Consider the following 15779-nt stretch of genomic DNA (forward strand, 5'->3'; position numbering starts at 1 on the left):
CGCACTCGGTGACGGCAACCCCCATTTCGGGGGGTTGCCGTCACCGAAGCACCGCTCAATGGTTAGTCTGGCCAGATAACCCGCGCGCTGCTGCGCTGTCACCGACCAGACGGAACCAGCAGCACGACGGAACCTTCCAACCAGCGGCAGAAGGAGAAGTGCATGGCGCTCACCGGTCGTACATGGCGGCACCTGGCGGCTGGTCTGGCTCTCGTGGTGTTCGGCGCGGTACTCATCCGCCTGGACGTCATGTCGCCCAACCAGTTCTCCGACGAGTTGAACGCGAGCAACCCGTGGCCGCGGATCTTCACCACGATCGGTATGGCGGCCTGCATCGGCTGGATCGTCGGGGGTGGTCTGATCCTGAGTACGACCGTGGTGCGGATCATCGCGGGACAGCAGCGCTACTAGCAGGTCGGGAGCGCCCAACGGCGCCGGACGGGTCACTGACTCGTCCGGCGCTTTGCTGTTCCCCGCCGGCTACTGGCCTCGGGCGGCGCGAAGAGGTTCAGGCCGTCTGCTGGACGAGCCGGTAGGCCTCGGCCCGGCTGAGCCCGCAGTGCTGCTCGGCGAAGTCGCCGAACGTCGTATGCCCGCTGTTCCGGTAGAGCCGGGCGGCGTGGATCTTCGCGAGTCCCGCGGCGAGTTCTGCGGGCTCGGGGAAGGTGTCCGGGGCGACGCTCATGCGGCTTGGGCCTCTCGTGCGCGGTTCCGCTGGTGGTGCTCGATATCGTGACACGGCAGGCTCCGGCAGATCGGGAGGCTGGGCGGAACGCACTGAATGCCGATCCGGAAATCCGCTCCCCTTTCCCCTTTAGCGGCCCGATGCTTGGCAATTCCCGCACGCCCAGGCCCGCCTGGAATATCCAGCGCGGGAATTACTGCTGACCACGTAGGGTTGTGACTGCTTGTCAGGCTGTGACCCAGGGGGTGTGACGCGGGACAGGCCGTTGGGGGGCCTACGCGAACCGGTCGTGCTGCCGTGTTGGCGTGGTCTTGGGGAGGATCGCTCACCCGCTGGTGCGGGGCAAGAGCGGCATGCGCGACAAAGGGAATTCATGCACAGCCGCATCACGCCGGATAAGGCCTCGGCCGCATCCGCGCAGGGAGATATAGAGACCTCCGGACGGCCGTCCGGAACCGCGCACGCGCGCCGGGTCATGCTCGTCGAACAGGCCTTCACCAAACTGCCCGGATCCGCTCACGGGCCCAGCGAGATCGCGGCGGCCGCAGGCCTCGACACCACCGTCGTGTTCCGCATCTTGCAGTCCGGGCTGTCCAGCTCGACCTTCGTGAAGGTGCCGCCCGGCCGCTACCGGCTGGGGCCCGGCGCCGCACGCGTCGGCATTCACGCCATGGCCGCCACCCCCGGCCCGCAGGTTGCCCAGCCGGTCCTCGACCGCCTCAGCCGCGTACTGGACAGCTTCGTCATTCTCTGGGTGCTCTCCCCATATGGCGGGCCCCGCAAGGCCCACGCTGCCAGCGCGCCGGGCCGATATGGGTTCGACGCCCTGGGCCTGACGGTCACGCAGCTCGTCGAACTCGGTCAGTCCCTGCGCATCGGCGCCTCCGGGCGGGTGATCGCCGCCCACTTGCCGCCCGCGATGGCCGCCGCCGTCTTCGCCGAGCCCCTTCCCGCCGGCGCCGGTCCCGGCGCGGTCCGATCCGCCGCCGACTTCGCCGACTCCCTGCAACGGGTCCGCGAGTCGGGCTACGCGGTTGCCCGCGGGGAGATCCTCGGCTGGGACTCGATAGCCGCCCCCGTCCTGTGGGGAGAGGCCGTCTACGGCGCCGTCACGGTCCTGCGGCCCTCCTCCCTGATGCCTCGCGACCTCTCGCTCCCCCTGGCCGCGACGGTGGCCGCGGCAGAGCGCCTGTCCCGGCTCGTCTCCGGCACCGAACCCACCGCGTCGTTAGAGGGCCGCCCGGTGCAGCGCGCCGGTAGCGGCCGCACCGCCGCGTAGGCCTCCGCCTCGATGTCGGCGTGAACCCCCGGGGATGTGCCACGTGACGGCTCCGGGCGGTGGACGGCGCCTTCTGACCCTTGGGGGTCAACTCGTCCAGGACCACATGGTGTGCTCGTAGGTATGGCTCACGTATGGGGCAGTGAAGTCTGTTCCGGAGCGGTCGGGGTGTCCCGGCCGACCCAGCGAGCTGTGCGGCCCCTCTGGTTCATGGCCCAGGATCGCGGTCACCTGCTGGGCGATCTCATCGGGTACGACGCCCTTGACGGTGATGAGCGTCGGCTCGACCTGGATGCCGATGGGGCCGTCGTCGTGCAGGACCATCTCCAGGTCGCAGTCGAGAACGACGTCCAGGCCGTTCTCCCTCAAAAGCGTGTACGCGCGCCGGATGACGGGCCATTCGCAGTGATCCGCCCACGGGGTGGCGAAGGTGAGGCCGTCGCCGGCGTGCTCGCGCTCGATACGGTCCCAGTCCAGGGAGTCCCAGATCCGGCCCAGGGAGAGGCTGGGGGACTCCGACTCGACCATGTGCCCGTCGAACTCGGTGCGCATCCATTCTCGGACCGGGCTGGTGGAGCCGAACTGGTAGCGGGCGCGGTCCGAGGGGCAGGAGCTGGGTTCCGATCCGGCGGTGAGCTCTAGGTCTTCGAGGATGAAGGCGTGGGTGTTGCGCTCGTCCTCGCTCCAGCGGTTCCAGTACGCCGTCTCGCGGTGCTGGTCCTCCCCCAGTCGGCGGGCGTGGTCGCTCTGGCAGGGCGGGCAGGCGTTGCTGTGGCGGATCGCGTCCCGCTCGCGGATGAGGCCGGGGCTGTACCACCCGAGGGCTTTGATGCCGATGCCCTCGTCCTCGATGTAGGCGACGGTGGCTGGCTGGTTGTCGCACAGTACGACGTCGTGCCGACCCGGAAGTGGCTGCGCTGTGCCCACACGGGGCCCGAGTCTGCGACGGCCTGGGTGGTTCGCCGGCGGAACGGGAGCCGGATCTTCACTGCTGGTTCTCCTCGTGAACGTCGGTGATCACGGTGCGGTGGATGCGGCCGCGGAACGCCAGTCGGAATATGGCGGCGGCTTCCGCGCAGGCGGTCAGGCCTTGGGCGGGAAGAGAGCCAGGAGCCGGGCGCGCTGTGCGGAGCCGAGGCCTTGGACGCGGCGGCTCTCGGAGATGCCGAGGTCCGCGAGCAGCTGGCCGGCGCGGACGGTACCGATGCCGGGGAGTGATTCGAGGAGGCGACGCACCCGAATCTTGCCGACCACGGCGTCCTCACGGGCGAGCAGGTCCGTCAGCGGCAGAGTTCCCGCCTTGAGCTGGGCCATCAGGTCGCCGCGCTCCTTACGGACCGCTTTCGCCTTCTCCAGCGCCTCGGCCCTCTGGGACGGGGTCAGTGCGGGCAGAGCCATGGATATCACTCTCTTGGTTCTCGTTCGGGTTGAAGCTGCCATCATCTCCCCGCTGCTGATCTGTTGACCAGCGGGTTTGGGTAACCCCCAGGGCTCGCTCGGCTACTGACGCATTGGAGTAGCTGGCGGCACTCGGCGTCGGAGTTGATCCCGATGCCGTCGACCGGCCGATGGTGGCGACCGGGCACTCTACGATCCCCGGGGTCGATTCGGGCTCCGTCCCGGTGAGCTCCAGGATCGAACGGTACCGACGCTTCCGAGCTGGGCACCCGCTACGGTGACGCCCGTGGAGACCGTGCACCAGCTGAGAGTGTCGATGCCGGATATCAAACCGGTGGTGTGGCGGCGCATCCACGTCTACTCCAATATCCCGCTGTCTGGCCTGCACGCAGTCATCCAGGCCGCCATGGGCTGGGACGACTCCCACCTGTACGAGTTCGGGTGCCAGGGGGAGCGGTACGGCAGTCAGCACACCCCCGCGCGCACGGTCACGGTCGCCCAGGTGCTGCCGGAGGTGGGTTCCGGAGCGGGGTACGTGTATGACTTCGGCGACCTGTGGGTGCACCACATCACCGTGGAGAAGATCCACCGGCCTGCCCCGAACACCCACTACCCGCGGTGCAGCGCAGGTCGCCGGGCCTGTCCGCCCGAGGACTGCGGTGGTGCCAGCGGGTACTACCGCACCCTGCACGCGATCAAGGCCCGTAAGGGCCCGCGCTACCGCGAGCTGCGCGAATGGGGCCTGCACAAGTACGACCCGGCGTCCTTCGACCGCGACGAGGTGAACCGAGGCCTGGCCGATCCGCAGTCCATCGGCTACGCGAGCCCAGCCCCGTGGGAGCGAGACGTTCTGGACCTCTCCCGCCCGTACCCAGGCGCACCCCCGGACGCCGCCGGTCAAGCTGTTGACCACCCGCAGGGCGGACCGGGAGAGCAGGCCGAAGTCCAGCAACCCGTCACCGAAGTAGTCAACCCGTTGACCACCGCCACCGACGCGGCCGCCCAGGCGGTCCTGGACGCACTCGCCCGGGTAGAGGAGAACCGGTCCGCTCTTGGCGCCGCCCTGCGCGCCGAGCAAAAGGCGACCGGCGCCAGTGCCAACGAGCTCGCCGAGCGGGTCCACGGTGCAATGTCCCGCCCCCTCGTCCTCAAGGCCCTTCGGCAGATCGACTGATAGCGCCCGGGGTACGCCTCGCTCGACCAGGTGGAATCCGGCGGTGAGCCGTGTCGGGACCGCCACCTCGTGCGGTTGGGGAGGCATGCGGAAGATCCTTCACCTGAACGCCGCGGTGGGCCTGGCGGCCGCCGTCGTCCTGTCGACGGCGGTGCCGGCGGCCGCGGACTCCAGCTCCTGCACCCATCATTTCTCCGGGCCGCAGGTGTGCGTCCGGTTAGAGGGTTCCGATGTCTGGGCGACCCCCGTCGCGATCTGGGTCAACCCGCCGAAGTATGTGAAGACGCGGCAGGTGTGGCTGTCCGTTAACGGTGAGCGCCCCCGCTTCTCCAACAATCCCGGGCTGGCCACACGTGTCGGGAAGACGCTCAGCTTCAGCTGGGGTCGCGGGCAGTGGGACCCGGAGTCCAGGATTTGCGTGCACTTTCAGGACATCGACCGGGTGGCCTGCGAGAGGATCAAGTCCATCAACCGGGCCCAGTTCTAGAACCTGCCGGTCCGTGCAGGGTGCGGCACCACGGGGGAAGTGCCGCACCCTGCGGTCAGGCTAACGGCCTTGGGCCCCGCAGTACCGGACCATTCCGCGTGGAGAAACGGGCCTCCCCCCAACTGCCTCATTCTCACCTCTTAAGAGGTGAGAATGAGGTCTTATGCAGCCCGCTGCCACCATCGCCGTGCCTTCGGCGCGCCCGCCGGGACTGCGGGCGACTCATCGCCGCGCATGCAGGTGACTTCCAGGTTCGCGGATGAAGCCAGGACGTCCATTGCCTCACGGCGGGGGCCCGGGGCGTCGATGAGGGCGGCGGCCAGGGCGGGGAGGGCCGCGAGCATCGCGGCGCCATCCGGGCGGCTCATCGTCTGGAGCGCCAGCGTGGCGTGCGTGAGGATGATCCACGCGTGCCTCTCTCCGGTCCCGATCCCTCCCTCCAGGTCGGGCAGGGTCTCCCGGAGCGCCTCCCCGAAAAGCCCTTCGGGGTCGGCGTCCTGGAGGCGTTGCAGGATGTCCGCACGCCCGGGCATCCGGTACATCGCGGGATCAGCCTCAACCTCCCTGAGCTCGGCGGGAGTCAGGGGACGGCGCTCGCCCACAAGGCGGACGCCCGTCCACCTGGCTCCGGTCTCCGCCCTGCCGTCCCGCTGGCCGTCATCGTCGAAGTCCCACTCTGTGTCCATGCCCACCCCTGTCTCGCCGGCCGTGCGCCGTGCGGACAAGAAGGCTACGGGGCCTGGTCAGAGCCCCTGCGGGCGGCTTCCGGGGAGCGTTGCGGGCACAGAGGTCAGGGGGTGTCCAGGTTCCAGCCCGCCGGTTCCAGCCCGGGCACGTGCGGGGGATGGCCGGGCGGTGCCCACAGGGACGCCATGGGGCCCATCAGCCCGGGCGGGTACACGTACATCCGGTCATCGAGCTGGCGACGGCTTTCGAGGGAGCGGCGCGCCCGCTTCAGGTAGGCCTGGTCGGGCTCGGCCGCATCCACCTGGGCCTCCAGGACCCACGGCGGCACCGGGGCGGACGGGGAGCGGTCGATCAGCTCCTGGAGTTCCCTCTCGCGCCGGCGGGTGCGCTCCGGCTCGGCCCACGGATGGTCGGACAACAGCCACTCGGCCACCAGCGGGTCGGCGCCGTCCAGCTGGGACAGATCGGGAGCCGGTCCCGGGTCGCGCGCGGGCACCCAGCCGGACAGCACATCGTCAGGATCATGCAGAGACATGCCGCCCAGTGTGCCCGCTCGCCACCCGGCGCCCGAGCGGGGGACCTGCGGCCCGGCCCTCAAGCTTGCGCCCTCCAACCCCACTGCATGATCCTGAGTCCAGGCGGCGGCCAGGGTGGCGCCGATACGCTGCCGCCCATGACCTACCAGGACCACACCGTCGACGAGTCCGACGACACGCAACTGCCCGTCGCGGTCGAGATGATCGGCGATGCGCTGAAGGCGCTGCGCATCGACCCCGACGGGGGCGGCGCCATCGAGCGGCCCGCCATTGCGGCCGGACGGCTGCTCGCCGCCGCCGAAATCCTCGCCCGCAACGTGATGAGCAGCCCCGGCGACCTCGACGGCCTGGAGCGCCTGGACGACCTGATGCACGGCTTCTACGGCATGGTCGTCGCGTTCAGCGCCACCATGCCGCCCGGCACCTCGTCGGCCCTGCGCGGCGCGCTCCTGGAGGACCGGCTCCGGCGCGCGGACAAGCAGGCCGACCTCACCGTCGGCGGACAGGCCGACGAGCTCTCCGCGGCGCTGCACCAGGCCCTTGCGGCCACCCGGCAGCTCCGCAAGCAGGGCGACGTCCTGTGACCCGCAGAGTTGCTCAGCCGCCGGCCGGGTAACTCGTGAGCCGCAGGTCCTCATTCAGCACCAGGCCGACGTAGGAGTTGACGAGGAGCGGTGCGGCCTCGGGCTTGGTGGGCATGTCCGCGCCGGTCCGCGCGTCCAGTGCAACGGGGCCGCCCACGCCCTGGCCGTAGACCCGCCCGTGCCAGACCGCGGTCACCTTCGGGGGCTGTCGGTCTCCCTCGCCGGCCTTGAGCGCCCACAGGGACTGTCCGGTGGCCGGGTCCACCGCGGCGACCGCGGAGGAGCTCGCGCACACCAGCGTGCGGATCTGGTCGTAGGTGCACGTCGTCGACTCCAGCCCCGGGGGCATGGCGGCACGGAGCCGTCCGCTGGTCATGTCCAGCAGCTGGTCCGCCTTCGAGCCGTCGGGCAGCTGGCCCGCAACCCGGACCGTGAGGGGACCGGCCGCCTCCATGTCCGCGGCGTACGTGGCCACCCCGCGCCACTTCTCGGCGCCGGTGGCAAGGTCGAGACCGACCGGAATGGGCGTGAGGGGTGCAGCGTCCAGCAGACCGGCGACCATTCCGGTGCCCACCGCGACGGCCTTCACGCCGGGAGCGGTCCACCGCAGGGAGTGCGACGTCGTGTCGATGCCGTACGACACCGCGTTCTCGTCGCCCTCCACGGTGACCACGGCCGTGCCGTCCAGCGTGCCGACGGCCTCGACCTTGATCTTGTTGGACTTCAGTGCCCACTCGGGCAACTTGACCGCGGTCCGCCAGGCGGACTTGTACGGGGCCGCCGTGCCGACGGCGATGACCTCGACGACGGCCCCGGCGGCGTATGTGCCCGAGGCGGGCGTCGTCATCAGGAACGGCGTCAGCACCTCGGCGCCGGCCAGGACCGGCGGCAGGGTGTAGCCCTCGGTGCCAAGGCGTAGAGCCTCGCCCCGTGCGCTCTCCTCGGCCACGGTGCGGCCGGTGGCGAGATCGACGACCTGCACCCCGGTAGGGGAGGCCACGAAGGCCTGGGCGTCGTGCAGCAGGACAGGCAGATCGCTTCCGCCGCCGCGGACCTTGCCCGCCAAGTTGGTCCGGCCCTTCGTGGCCACCTCGGGCAGCAGGACCTTGCCGCGGGCGTCGAACCAGTTCGGCGGGTCGTGCGGCACGAGCTTCGGCTCCGCGGGCGGGACCGAAGTCTTCGCCGCTGACGGGGGTGCGGTGCTGGGTTTGGCGTCATCAGCCGCCGGACCGCATGCGGCGAGGAGACCAGTGGTCAGGGACAGGGCGAGAGCTAGCGGCCACGCGGGAGCACGCACAGGTACCTCACTCGGGGTCGGGCGGGCTGGTGAAGATCACGTCGGAGGATACGTGCAGCCCGTAGGGGAGTTGGGGCAGAGGTCCAGATAGGTGGCCCCTCGGAGGGGCGATGAGGGTGAGAGGTGTCCGGCGAATCGTCCGGCGCAGACCTCTCCGAGGGGTCAGGCGTCCCGGGCCGTCAGGCCTGCGGCGATCAGCTCGCGCAGTACGTCCGCCCGGGGCCGTCCAGCGCCGTACTCGCTCACCCTGCGCTGGGTCTCCTCATCGAGACGGACCTCCCACTTCTGCCCGATCGAGGGGCGCCCGCCCAGGCGCGGGCCGGACTCCGCCTCAAGCTCGCCGAACCACTGCTCGACGGCCTGGTCGTGATCGTTGCGCAGGAGCCATTCCTTGGCCCCAGCGTCATCAACGAACTCGTGGCGGGGCTCTGTCCCCCCGACCTCGGACCAGGTGCGCAGGACCCAGCGGCCCTGGGCCGTGCGGAACAAGCCCTGGTGGCAGTTCTTGGGGATGTGGTTGACGGAGTTCTGCTTGAGGTCCGTGTCCTCCGTGTATTCGGTGGCGGAGTCCTCCCGGAACCAGCCCACCAGGAAACGCTCGTCCTCTGCGCCGTACTCGTCGTCGTCGTAGGTGTAGACGTTGATGCGGGTCATGGGTGCACCTCCCTCACGCATGCGGACCATTTCCGCATGCGTGAACCATGGCGCAGGTTAACGCCTGCGTCAACCTCTATGTAGGTTTCCGCATGCGCGTCACGTTTCCAGCTGCACCGGAAGGCGTCCGCCGGAGGAGGGCCGAAGGAGGGCGACAGTGCTTCACTCGAACCTTTGTACGATGAGAGCCATGAGGGATGTCCACGGGCAGGGTCCGCCACCCGTCCGGGTACTGCTGCCGGACGGCCAGACCCTGGTCGGCTCGCTGCGGGGGTGGAGGCGCGCACCGACAGGTGCGTGGCTCGGTGAGGTGACGCTCGCGGTGTGGCAGGAGCTGGCCGCAGGATCCGTCGAAGCGGTGGAGCAGCAGGTCACGCTGCCGTCTGCGCACGTGCGGCCCGTGAAGGGCGTCTCTTACGCCGCAGTTCAAACCCTGGGCGCGGCGTCGGCAGCCGCGCACGGACCGACCGGGTCGGCGAGCTCCGAACCGGCCTGGCCGCCTTCCGGGGACCGCTGGATCGTGTGCCGGGGCGGCCTCGTACCAGGAGCCAGGACGCTCCACCATGCCGACTGCTGGCTCCCTGCTGGCGGCGAGGCCGCCATGAGCGGAGATGAGGCGCGGATCGTCCTCGCCGAGCCGGGCGTCAGCCCCTGCGATATATGCGGAGTGGACCGGCTGTGACTCCGAGTCCCGAGTAGGAACGGCGCAGAGAACCGGTGTTGGTGTCAAAACTTCTGACGCCAACACCGGGCTCGGCTTCCTCGGCGGCGAACGGTCAGGTGGTTACGGCACCGAGGATGGTCCCGGCAGGCGGCCCGGGTACAGGATCGCCGGGCGCTGGCAGGGCGGGAGTGAAGGTGCTGCCCCTTCCCTTCGACATCCGAACCAATACGTCCCTCGCTGCGATGCAGTCGCCGGCCGCGCGGTGACCGCCGCCCAGGGCCAGCCACCGGTTCGAGCCCAACCACGCGGCGTAGGCCTCCATCAGGCAGTACCAGGACTCCGGGGGCTCCAGGTGAGTCGGCTTCTTCCCGGCTCGGCGGATGTCGGAAAGGAGCACGGTGCGGTCGTACTCGACGTTGTAGGCGCAGATCACGCGGTCCCGGGTTACCTTCCGCAGGCGCGGGAGGACCTTCTCGAAGGGCCGGGCTCCCGCCACGTCCTCGTCGCGGATCCCGTGCACGAACCGGGCCCCAGCAGTGATCGACTCCGTGGGCCGCACCAGCGTGTCCTGGAGGATCTTGCCGGTCGCCGCGTCGATCACGGCCACCTCGATCGTCTGCCCGAACAGGTCCGTGGTCTCGGTGTCGACGATGACGGCGGCGTCCGGCTCCAGCAGCCTGCGCGCCCGCCGAGTGATCCGGCCCCACGCCGGGGACAGGGTGACCTCGTCGGCGTACGGGCGGACGGCCGGGTCCGCGGCGAGCTCCTCGCGCACGGTCTCCTTCGTCGGGGCCCCCTCGACCCGCTCCCAGTCGAGCTCCCACCCGCCTGAGTAGGGGCTGTGCCACGCCCACACCGTCGTGGCGTACTGGTTGGCGAGCTGCTGGGCGAAGGTCTTCACCGCGTCGGCGCGGGTGGGCGCGAGTTTGGCGTACTCGCGCAGCGGCGAGGGCACGCCCTTGCCGAGGCCGCGGGCGGCCTCCCAGTCCACGCCGGGCATCTCCCGCAGGCCGCGGACATCACCGAGCCGGTAGAGCACCACGGTGATGGTGCGATTCCGACCCTTCACCTGCTCGTAGCTATCGACGGCCTGGATCCACCCGGCCGCCTCCACGTACCTCCAGTCGCTGGGCCGGATCTCCAGGAGCTCGGCGGCGGCCTTCGCGGTGACGTGCTGCTCGCCCTCGGCCTCCTCGGCGAGCTTGTCCAGGTCGGCGATCCGGTAGCGGTCGCCGGGGCCGACGGTGATGCGGCCCTCGCCGGCCATCCGCGCAAGGTCTCGCCAGTGCCAGCCGATCCGCTCGGCGGCCGCGTCCCGGGTCACGCTCACCTCGCACCACGCCACCCGCGCGGCCACGACCGAGGCGACCAGGTCGACGTCGAGCTCGCGCGCGACCGCCGTCGCATACATCGGCCAGCCCTTATACGAGTCCACGGCGACCAGGTGCTCTTGGGCGACGAGCTCGTCGACGTCGGCGGCCGTCACCGGCTGGCCGGTGGTCTCGGCGAGCATGCCGGCCAGGCGCCGGGCGCCCAGGGCCTCCGGCCAGTTCGGCTCCTGCGGGATCGTCTCCGGCGCGGTCGCCGTCTCGGTGAGGGTGTCCGTCATCAGTGCACCTCCGTGGTCTGCGGGATGGTGGGGTGGGCGGGCAGCACCGGGCGCCGCTGCCCGGTGGGCCAGATGAGGGTGAGGAAGTCCATGTGGCTGCCCCGGCTGGTGATGTCGACGTGCGCGGCCGCCACCTCGAACGGGGCCTGGCCGGGCCGGTCGATCCGGGCTGAGGCGGTGGGCCAGGGGATCGGATCGCGGTCGCAGGCGATGTGGCCGCTGAAGCCCTCCTCGTCCGCGTCGCTGTTCCCGGCCGGTCCGGTGTGCAGTTCGAGGCCGTGCACCGTGACGACGGTGTTGTTCGCGAAGGTCACCGTCGCGGGCAGGCGCGCCGCGGCGTGCTCGGAGAGGGGCGGGGCAATCCGGTCGTGGGCGCGCAGCCACTGTTCGGCGGCCGCCAGGAGGAAGAGGGGACTGGCCTCGGTGCCGCCGACGGGCGGCGGGAAGTCCTCGTGCAGACGCCGCCAGTGGGAAGCTGCGGCACGGCCCACCCGGGCGAGCCGTGCGATCTGGGACAGGTTCACGGTGGTCTCGGTCACGTGGTCGCCGTTCAGGTCGGTGGGTGGGCAGTGGGCTGGGGCCGGTGGTCGGGGGGGCCTTCGCCGGCCCCCGCACCCCCGCTCCCCCCGGCACCGCCCGGCGCGGTCAGGTCGAGTCGGGTACAGCCCGGTTCGCGCCGGACGGCACCGGGGCCTGAATGCCCTGTGCCGCTGGAGGGGTGGGGAAGGTCAGGAGAACCGGGCACGAGCAACCACCGCGGCCAGCTGTCCCGCTGCGGCGGCCGCGAGGAGCGCATCCGGATCGGGGGAGGCCACCGGACCGCACAGCAGGGCGTGGCTGGACACATCGAGCAGGTCCCACCACTTGCTCGGCACCTTCGCCTCTCCGCGCCACAGCCGGATGTCGTCCCAGCCCTCGGCGTCGGTGTGCGCAAGCTCCTCCAACGCCCGGGTGCCGATGCGGGCCCGGACACGCCAGCTGACGTCCAGCTCGGGAAAAGCCTCTGCCAGGCCGCTCCAAGGCCGCCACCGGCACCGGGTACGCAGGTCTTCAAGGCCTGCGCGTTCGGTGCGGGGCTCGAAGGCGATCAGCGGCAGCGGTCGCCCGTCCGGCATCTCCACGAACCCCAGGTGCAGGGCGTAGTCACCGCCCGTCCAGCCCGGCGAGTCGGTGAACAAGGCGATCTCCGCGAGCAGGTCGGGTACCTCGGTGCCCTCCTCAGCGTCGATGCCGAGATCCTGCGGGCCGATCACCGTGAACATGTCGGCGAGCTCTTCCGCGCTGGCCCCGCCCATGGCCCAGTGGTCGAGCGCGTCCTCCAGCAGCTCGGATGCCTGCGGCTCCGCCATCGCCTCGACCGCGGCGAGCGCCGCGCTCCCCTGGGCCCCGACGGTCGCAGCCCGGGCCAGGAGAGCCCAGGTGTGGGTCGTCTCCGAGGCGAAGGCACCGGCGGGCAGAGTGCCGTAGATGGTGCCCGCGAGCGCCGCCAGCGTTGCCCGCTGCTCCGGCAGGCGCATCTGCCCGGCCAGCGTCTTCTGGCAGGGCCTGCACGCGCTGCGGCAGGCGGCCACCAGCCGGGCGGCGAGGTCCAGGTCGAGCGGCCGCCCGCAGCTGTGCGGTACGGACGTCAGGACGTCCATGTCGGGCAGCGGCAGGTGCTCGTGTGCGGTGCCGGCGGCCGCGGATGCGTATCCGGCACCGGTGCGGCGGGCCTTGGCCCGTGCGCGCTGCTTCTTCCCGTGCTTCTTGACCACGAAGTCTCCTCGGTGGCGTGCAGCGGTCCCATGACCCGATGCACGCGAGCGAGAACGTGGGGCTGCGCGGGCATAAGGAGAAGTGGTTCATCGGTGACGAACCGGCGGTTCTCTCGCACTGATGCACTGGGACGACTGTCCTGGCACCTTCGCCTCAAGAAGTGCCCCGAGTCATGGGCTTGAGGCTGGCTTAGGCCCGTGCGCGGGCTACCGCCCACGGTAGCGCCCGGCAGTGACAGAGCACCACAGAACACCTGCCCGACACCGCGGCGCCGTCCGGCCGGGGAGGGTTCCACGGCGACCGAGTCGGCGGCCGTGGAACCCTCCCCGGCCGGACGGCGCGGGCGTGGGTGACCCTTAGAACGGGGCCAGTGGCAGGTGGGAGACCGTGCTCGGTGCCTGACGGCGTGCGCGGAAGCCGAAGCTGACGAGGATGACCCTCTCTCCGGCGCCCAGCGGCGTCCGGCCGTGTGGTGTGAGCGCGCCGTCGAACACGACGCCCTCTCCCGGCGCGAGACGGCATTCGAGGTAGCCGTCGGCGGTGATGAAGACGGTGCGGCTCACGGTGGGGGCCGCGGCGGGATGTTCGTGCTCCAGGCACAGGATCAGGTTGGCCTCCCCGAAGCCGAATTCGTCCACGTGGAAGTCGAGGAACTGGCCCTCCTCCAGGTAGCCGATGTAGACGCCGGTGTGCGGCTGCTCGACTTCCAGACCGGTGGCCCGCTCGACGACGGCGGCGAGATCGGCGTGCTCCGCGAACCGGTTCGCCGCCTCGCCGACGGCCGCATTCCACTTGCCGTTGTGCAGGTAGCCCTCCTCGGCCAGGGCCTTGCCAGCCTCCTCGGCCATGGCGGCGAGCAGTTCGGCGGGGAAGGGCTGGTTACGTAGGTGGCAGGGGTGCACCCGCTCGTGTGCGGTGAGTTCGTGCACGGAGTCACGGAGAGCGGGAAGCCCTTCCTCCCACCGGTCCGGGGTCCGGGCCGTGGTGCGGGACTGGAACCATGAGGTCCACCGCCGGCTCCACTGCGCCGCTTGCACCCCGGCATCCGCCGATGCGTGGCTGATCAGCAGGTCGACGCGGTCAAGGGCGGCCTGGGTGGATTCGATCAGCCCGTCGTCGCCCTTCGCGGTCCGCAGCCGCAGGGATTCCTGAAGGTGGGAGCGGGCCGGTGTGAGGTGGCCTTGCTCCATGAGGTGCTTGCCGAGGTGCTGGAGGGCGAAGTCGACGAGTTCCGGGTGCTGACCTCGGGCGCCGTCCAGTGCCCTGCGGTAGAACGCCTCGGCGGTCTGTACCTGGCCGGCGTAGCGGTACGCGTCGCCGAGGTTGAGTTCGGTGGCGACCACCGCCTTGGAATTGCCGCTGGCCGAGGCCAGATCGAGCGAGGCCCGCAGGAACAGGAGCGCGTCGTCGTAGTCGCCCAGGGTCATCAGGCCGATGCCCGTCCAGCGGGCCAGGAGCCGCGCTCGGGTAGCATCCGCGCCTTCGGGCAGCGCCTCGAACTCCCCGCGGATCTCCTCCACTGCGTCGGCCAACTGGGCACGGTCGACGGGGACCATGCGAAGGGCTTCGTCCTGTGCGATGAGGTGCTGGAGCACTTATCCCTCCCTGTCTGGGTTCCCGGTACGGGCGCCGATGCTAGAGCTGGTCGGTGTGGCGGCGCAGGCCCGCCAGCAAGTCGTGACCGTGCGCGGTGAACTGCTCGCCCTGGAGTTCGAGCTGGTCCATGAGGTAGCGGACGGCGGGAATGCCCTCCTGGTAGGCGGCCTGGAAGTGCGCGCGCTCACCGGCACTCAGGTCGTCGCGGTCGAGCTCGGTTCGGCGGAACCGCAGGAGCTGGTTGTAGACGCAGGTCGCGTGGAAGGCCCGGTCGACCTCCCAGAACTGGTTGCGGGCCACCCCCTGCGCTGCGCGCCACGCGATCTCGATCTTGGGGGAGGTCTGGGAGGAGTACCCGCTGGCGAAGACCTGGTGCTGGAGGATGTGGAAGCTGACCGACTGGTGGACCGCCTCGTGCAGGAGGTTCTCCGCGAGGAAGAGGTGGGACGGCTCCGGGCTGACGGTGTTCGGCGGGATGTGGTGGAGCGCCTTCTCGGAGAACACGATGATGTACGGGAGCGCGGGGTCGCTGGAGCTGGTCAGGGACGAGGTGCGGACGCCGGGCTTGAGCCCCACCCACAGCAGTCCGCGGACGAACTCCCGGGCGCGGGCGAAGCCGTCGGGGTGGACTGTGGCCAGCCGCTCCAAAGCCCCGGTCAGTGCCACGCGGCGCTCGCCGGTGTGTGGGGTGATCTCGTAGTCGGCCAGGTTGATCTCGCAGGCGATCTGTTCGGGCAGTTCGGCGTCGAACCAGGTGAACTGGGCTCCGGCCACCTCTACGCTGTCGCAGCCGAGGGCGCGGGCGTGCTCGGCGTAGGGGACGCCGGACTTCACGAGGCGCTCCATCAGGGCGAACGGCAGGGTTTGCTCGGCCTTCTCCTCGCGCAGACGGATCAGCGCGGGGTCGTTCCTGCCGAGGTCGAAGAAGGAGCCGGGCTCTACCCGGGCGGCGATGGTGGTGTGCACGATGGGCCTCCTTGACTGGGACACACACGGGTCTTGCGGATGAGAAGGCGGGTCGGCCCGGACGTATGTCCTGGGCCGACCCGCCATGCCGTCAACGAATCGGCGTCAGCGCAGCGCCGGGGTCAGACGGCGGGCGTCTGCGGCTCGAAGACGCCGTCGGGAACGGAGTGGTCCAGGCGCCGCGTCAGGGACTCGACGGCGGGGGTCTGCGGCTCGAAGACGCCGTCCGGGACCGAGTGGTCCAGGCGCCGCGTCAGGTTGTTGACCTGGAGGGTGTCGGACAGTCGGGTAGCTGGAGTGCGTTGCCGCACTCCAGCCCCCTCAGAACCGGACTTGCGAGTCGTCCTCGCATCCGGCTCAAGCGGGCCCCTGGAGTCGCTCGGGATAGTCATGCTTGCTTGGCCCTTC

Annotated in this window: 19 protein-coding genes; 6 read left to right on the plus strand and 13 right to left on the minus strand. The window is 70.5% G+C overall.

Going from position 1 to position 15779, the window contains the following annotated elements:
• Window positions 1–162 precede the first annotated feature (162 nt).
• Window positions 163–411 carry a hypothetical protein gene (locus tag AC061S_RS29165; RefSeq protein WP_478688874.1) on the plus strand — a complete coding sequence of 83 codons (249 nt, stop codon included), beginning with the start codon at window positions 163–165 and terminating at the stop codon, window positions 409–411.
• A gap of 97 nt (window positions 412–508) precedes the next feature.
• On the opposite strand, the gene AC061S_RS29170 is transcribed toward AC061S_RS29165, so the two are convergent.
• Window positions 509–685, minus strand: a complete 177-nt coding sequence (locus tag AC061S_RS29170) for a hypothetical protein (RefSeq protein WP_478688875.1) — start codon at window positions 683–685, stop codon at window positions 509–511.
• A 373-nt stretch (window positions 686–1058) separates the two neighbouring features.
• Here AC061S_RS29170 and AC061S_RS29175 point away from each other — a divergent pair, with 373 nt between their 5' ends.
• Window positions 1059–1964, plus strand: coding sequence for an IclR family transcriptional regulator (locus tag AC061S_RS29175; RefSeq protein ID WP_478688876.1), 906 nt, complete (start codon window positions 1059–1061; stop codon window positions 1962–1964).
• Between the two features lie 87 nt (window positions 1965–2051).
• Here the strand turns inward: AC061S_RS29175 and AC061S_RS29180 are convergent, their stop codons facing one another.
• Complete coding sequence (locus AC061S_RS29180) at window positions 2052–2891, minus strand: hypothetical protein (protein WP_478688877.1); 840 nt, start codon at window positions 2889–2891, stop codon at window positions 2052–2054.
• Between the two features lie 156 nt (window positions 2892–3047).
• Window positions 3048–3362 carry an integration host factor, actinobacterial type gene (gene mihF / locus AC061S_RS29185; protein WP_478688878.1) on the minus strand — a complete coding sequence of 105 codons (315 nt, stop codon included), beginning with the start codon at window positions 3360–3362 and terminating at the stop codon, window positions 3048–3050.
• Between the two features lie 286 nt (window positions 3363–3648).
• On the opposite strand from mihF, the gene AC061S_RS29190 reads away from it, so the two are divergent.
• Together AC061S_RS29190 and AC061S_RS29195 are read left to right on the plus strand one after the other, a co-directional pair.
• On the plus strand, window positions 3649–4536 hold the full coding sequence (locus AC061S_RS29190) for a plasmid pRiA4b ORF-3 family protein (RefSeq protein ID WP_478688879.1): 888 nt from the start codon (window positions 3649–3651) through the stop codon (window positions 4534–4536).
• Window positions 4537–4621: 85 nt separating this feature from the next.
• On the plus strand, window positions 4622–5023 hold the full coding sequence (locus tag AC061S_RS29195) for a hypothetical protein (RefSeq protein ID WP_478688880.1): 402 nt from the start codon (window positions 4622–4624) through the stop codon (window positions 5021–5023).
• Window positions 5024–5184: 161 nt separating this feature from the next.
• Here the strand turns inward: AC061S_RS29195 and AC061S_RS29200 are convergent, their stop codons facing one another.
• Both AC061S_RS29200 and AC061S_RS29205 read right to left on the minus strand, forming a co-directional pair.
• Window positions 5185–5709, minus strand: a complete 525-nt coding sequence (locus AC061S_RS29200; protein WP_478688881.1) for a hypothetical protein — start codon at window positions 5707–5709, stop codon at window positions 5185–5187.
• A gap of 104 nt (window positions 5710–5813) precedes the next feature.
• Window positions 5814–6245: a hypothetical protein gene (locus AC061S_RS29205; protein WP_478688882.1), complete on the minus strand. Its 432-nt coding sequence runs from the start codon at window positions 6243–6245 to the stop codon at window positions 5814–5816.
• A 138-nt stretch (window positions 6246–6383) separates the two neighbouring features.
• On the opposite strand from AC061S_RS29205, the gene AC061S_RS29210 reads away from it, so the two are divergent.
• Window positions 6384–6830 (plus strand): hypothetical protein, encoded by a 447-nt coding sequence (locus AC061S_RS29210; RefSeq protein WP_478688883.1) that lies wholly within the window; start codon window positions 6384–6386, stop codon window positions 6828–6830.
• Window positions 6831–6843: 13 nt separating this feature from the next.
• On the opposite strand, the gene AC061S_RS29215 is transcribed toward AC061S_RS29210, so the two are convergent.
• Together AC061S_RS29215 and AC061S_RS29220 are read right to left on the minus strand one after the other, a co-directional pair.
• Window positions 6844–7977 carry a PQQ-binding-like beta-propeller repeat protein gene (locus AC061S_RS29215; protein WP_478688884.1) on the minus strand — a complete coding sequence of 378 codons (1134 nt, stop codon included), beginning with the start codon at window positions 7975–7977 and terminating at the stop codon, window positions 6844–6846.
• Between the two features lie 312 nt (window positions 7978–8289).
• On the minus strand, window positions 8290–8781 hold the full coding sequence (locus AC061S_RS29220; RefSeq protein WP_478688885.1) for a hypothetical protein: 492 nt from the start codon (window positions 8779–8781) through the stop codon (window positions 8290–8292).
• A gap of 190 nt (window positions 8782–8971) precedes the next feature.
• Between AC061S_RS29220 and AC061S_RS29225 the strand changes: the two genes are divergently transcribed.
• Complete coding sequence (locus AC061S_RS29225) at window positions 8972–9463, plus strand: DUF6233 domain-containing protein (RefSeq protein WP_478688886.1); 492 nt, start codon at window positions 8972–8974, stop codon at window positions 9461–9463.
• A 94-nt stretch (window positions 9464–9557) separates the two neighbouring features.
• Here the strand turns inward: AC061S_RS29225 and AC061S_RS29230 are convergent, their stop codons facing one another.
• The 6 genes from AC061S_RS29230 to AC061S_RS29255 form a co-directional block, all read right to left on the minus strand.
• The gene (locus tag AC061S_RS29230; RefSeq protein ID WP_478688887.1) at window positions 9558–11054 is read right to left on the minus strand and encodes a 3'-5' exonuclease; all 1497 of its coding nucleotides are present in this window, start codon (window positions 11052–11054) and stop codon (window positions 9558–9560) included.
• Window positions 11054–11593, minus strand: a complete 540-nt coding sequence (locus AC061S_RS29235) for a hypothetical protein (RefSeq protein ID WP_478688888.1) — start codon at window positions 11591–11593, stop codon at window positions 11054–11056. Before AC061S_RS29235 ends, AC061S_RS29230 begins: the two co-directional genes overlap by 1 nt.
• A gap of 189 nt (window positions 11594–11782) precedes the next feature.
• Window positions 11783–12808: a hypothetical protein gene (locus tag AC061S_RS29240; protein ID WP_478688889.1), complete on the minus strand. Its 1026-nt coding sequence runs from the start codon at window positions 12806–12808 to the stop codon at window positions 11783–11785.
• 357 nt (window positions 12809–13165) lie between these two features.
• The gene (locus AC061S_RS29245) at window positions 13166–14404 is read right to left on the minus strand and encodes a tetratricopeptide repeat protein (RefSeq protein WP_478688890.1); all 1239 of its coding nucleotides are present in this window, start codon (window positions 14402–14404) and stop codon (window positions 13166–13168) included.
• Between the two features lie 40 nt (window positions 14405–14444).
• Window positions 14445–15371 (minus strand): hypothetical protein, encoded by a 927-nt coding sequence (locus tag AC061S_RS29250; RefSeq protein WP_478688891.1) that lies wholly within the window; start codon window positions 15369–15371, stop codon window positions 14445–14447.
• 122 nt (window positions 15372–15493) lie between these two features.
• The gene (locus tag AC061S_RS29255; RefSeq protein ID WP_478688892.1) at window positions 15494–15682 is read right to left on the minus strand and encodes a hypothetical protein; all 189 of its coding nucleotides are present in this window, start codon (window positions 15680–15682) and stop codon (window positions 15494–15496) included.
• Window positions 15683–15779: the final 97 nt, after the last annotated feature.

It is taken from the genome of Streptomyces sp. CA189 (assembly GCF_056428985.1).

Coding starts and splice junctions, on each gene's coding strand:
- AC061S_RS29165 (WP_478688874.1), top strand. CDS start 163: ATGGCGCTCACCGGTCGTACATGGCGGCACCTGGCGGCTGGTCTGGCT.
- AC061S_RS29225 (WP_478688886.1), top strand. CDS start 8,972: ATGAGGGATGTCCACGGGCAGGGTCCGCCACCCGTCCGGGTACTGCTG.
- AC061S_RS29205 (WP_478688882.1), bottom strand. CDS start 6,245: ATGTCTCTGCATGATCCTGACGATGTGCTGTCCGGCTGGGTGCCCGCG.
- AC061S_RS29220 (WP_478688885.1), bottom strand. CDS start 8,781: ATGACCCGCATCAACGTCTACACCTACGACGACGACGAGTACGGCGCA.
- AC061S_RS29195 (WP_478688880.1), top strand. CDS start 4,622: ATGCGGAAGATCCTTCACCTGAACGCCGCGGTGGGCCTGGCGGCCGCC.
- AC061S_RS29175 (WP_478688876.1), top strand. CDS start 1,059: ATGCACAGCCGCATCACGCCGGATAAGGCCTCGGCCGCATCCGCGCAG.
- AC061S_RS29200 (WP_478688881.1), bottom strand. CDS start 5,709: ATGGACACAGAGTGGGACTTCGACGATGACGGCCAGCGGGACGGCAGG.
- mihF (WP_478688878.1), bottom strand. CDS start 3,362: ATGGCTCTGCCCGCACTGACCCCGTCCCAGAGGGCCGAGGCGCTGGAG.
- AC061S_RS29230 (WP_478688887.1), bottom strand. CDS start 11,054: ATGACGGACACCCTCACCGAGACGGCGACCGCGCCGGAGACGATCCCG.
- AC061S_RS29170 (WP_478688875.1), bottom strand. CDS start 685: ATGAGCGTCGCCCCGGACACCTTCCCCGAGCCCGCAGAACTCGCCGCG.
- AC061S_RS29210 (WP_478688883.1), top strand. CDS start 6,384: ATGACCTACCAGGACCACACCGTCGACGAGTCCGACGACACGCAACTG.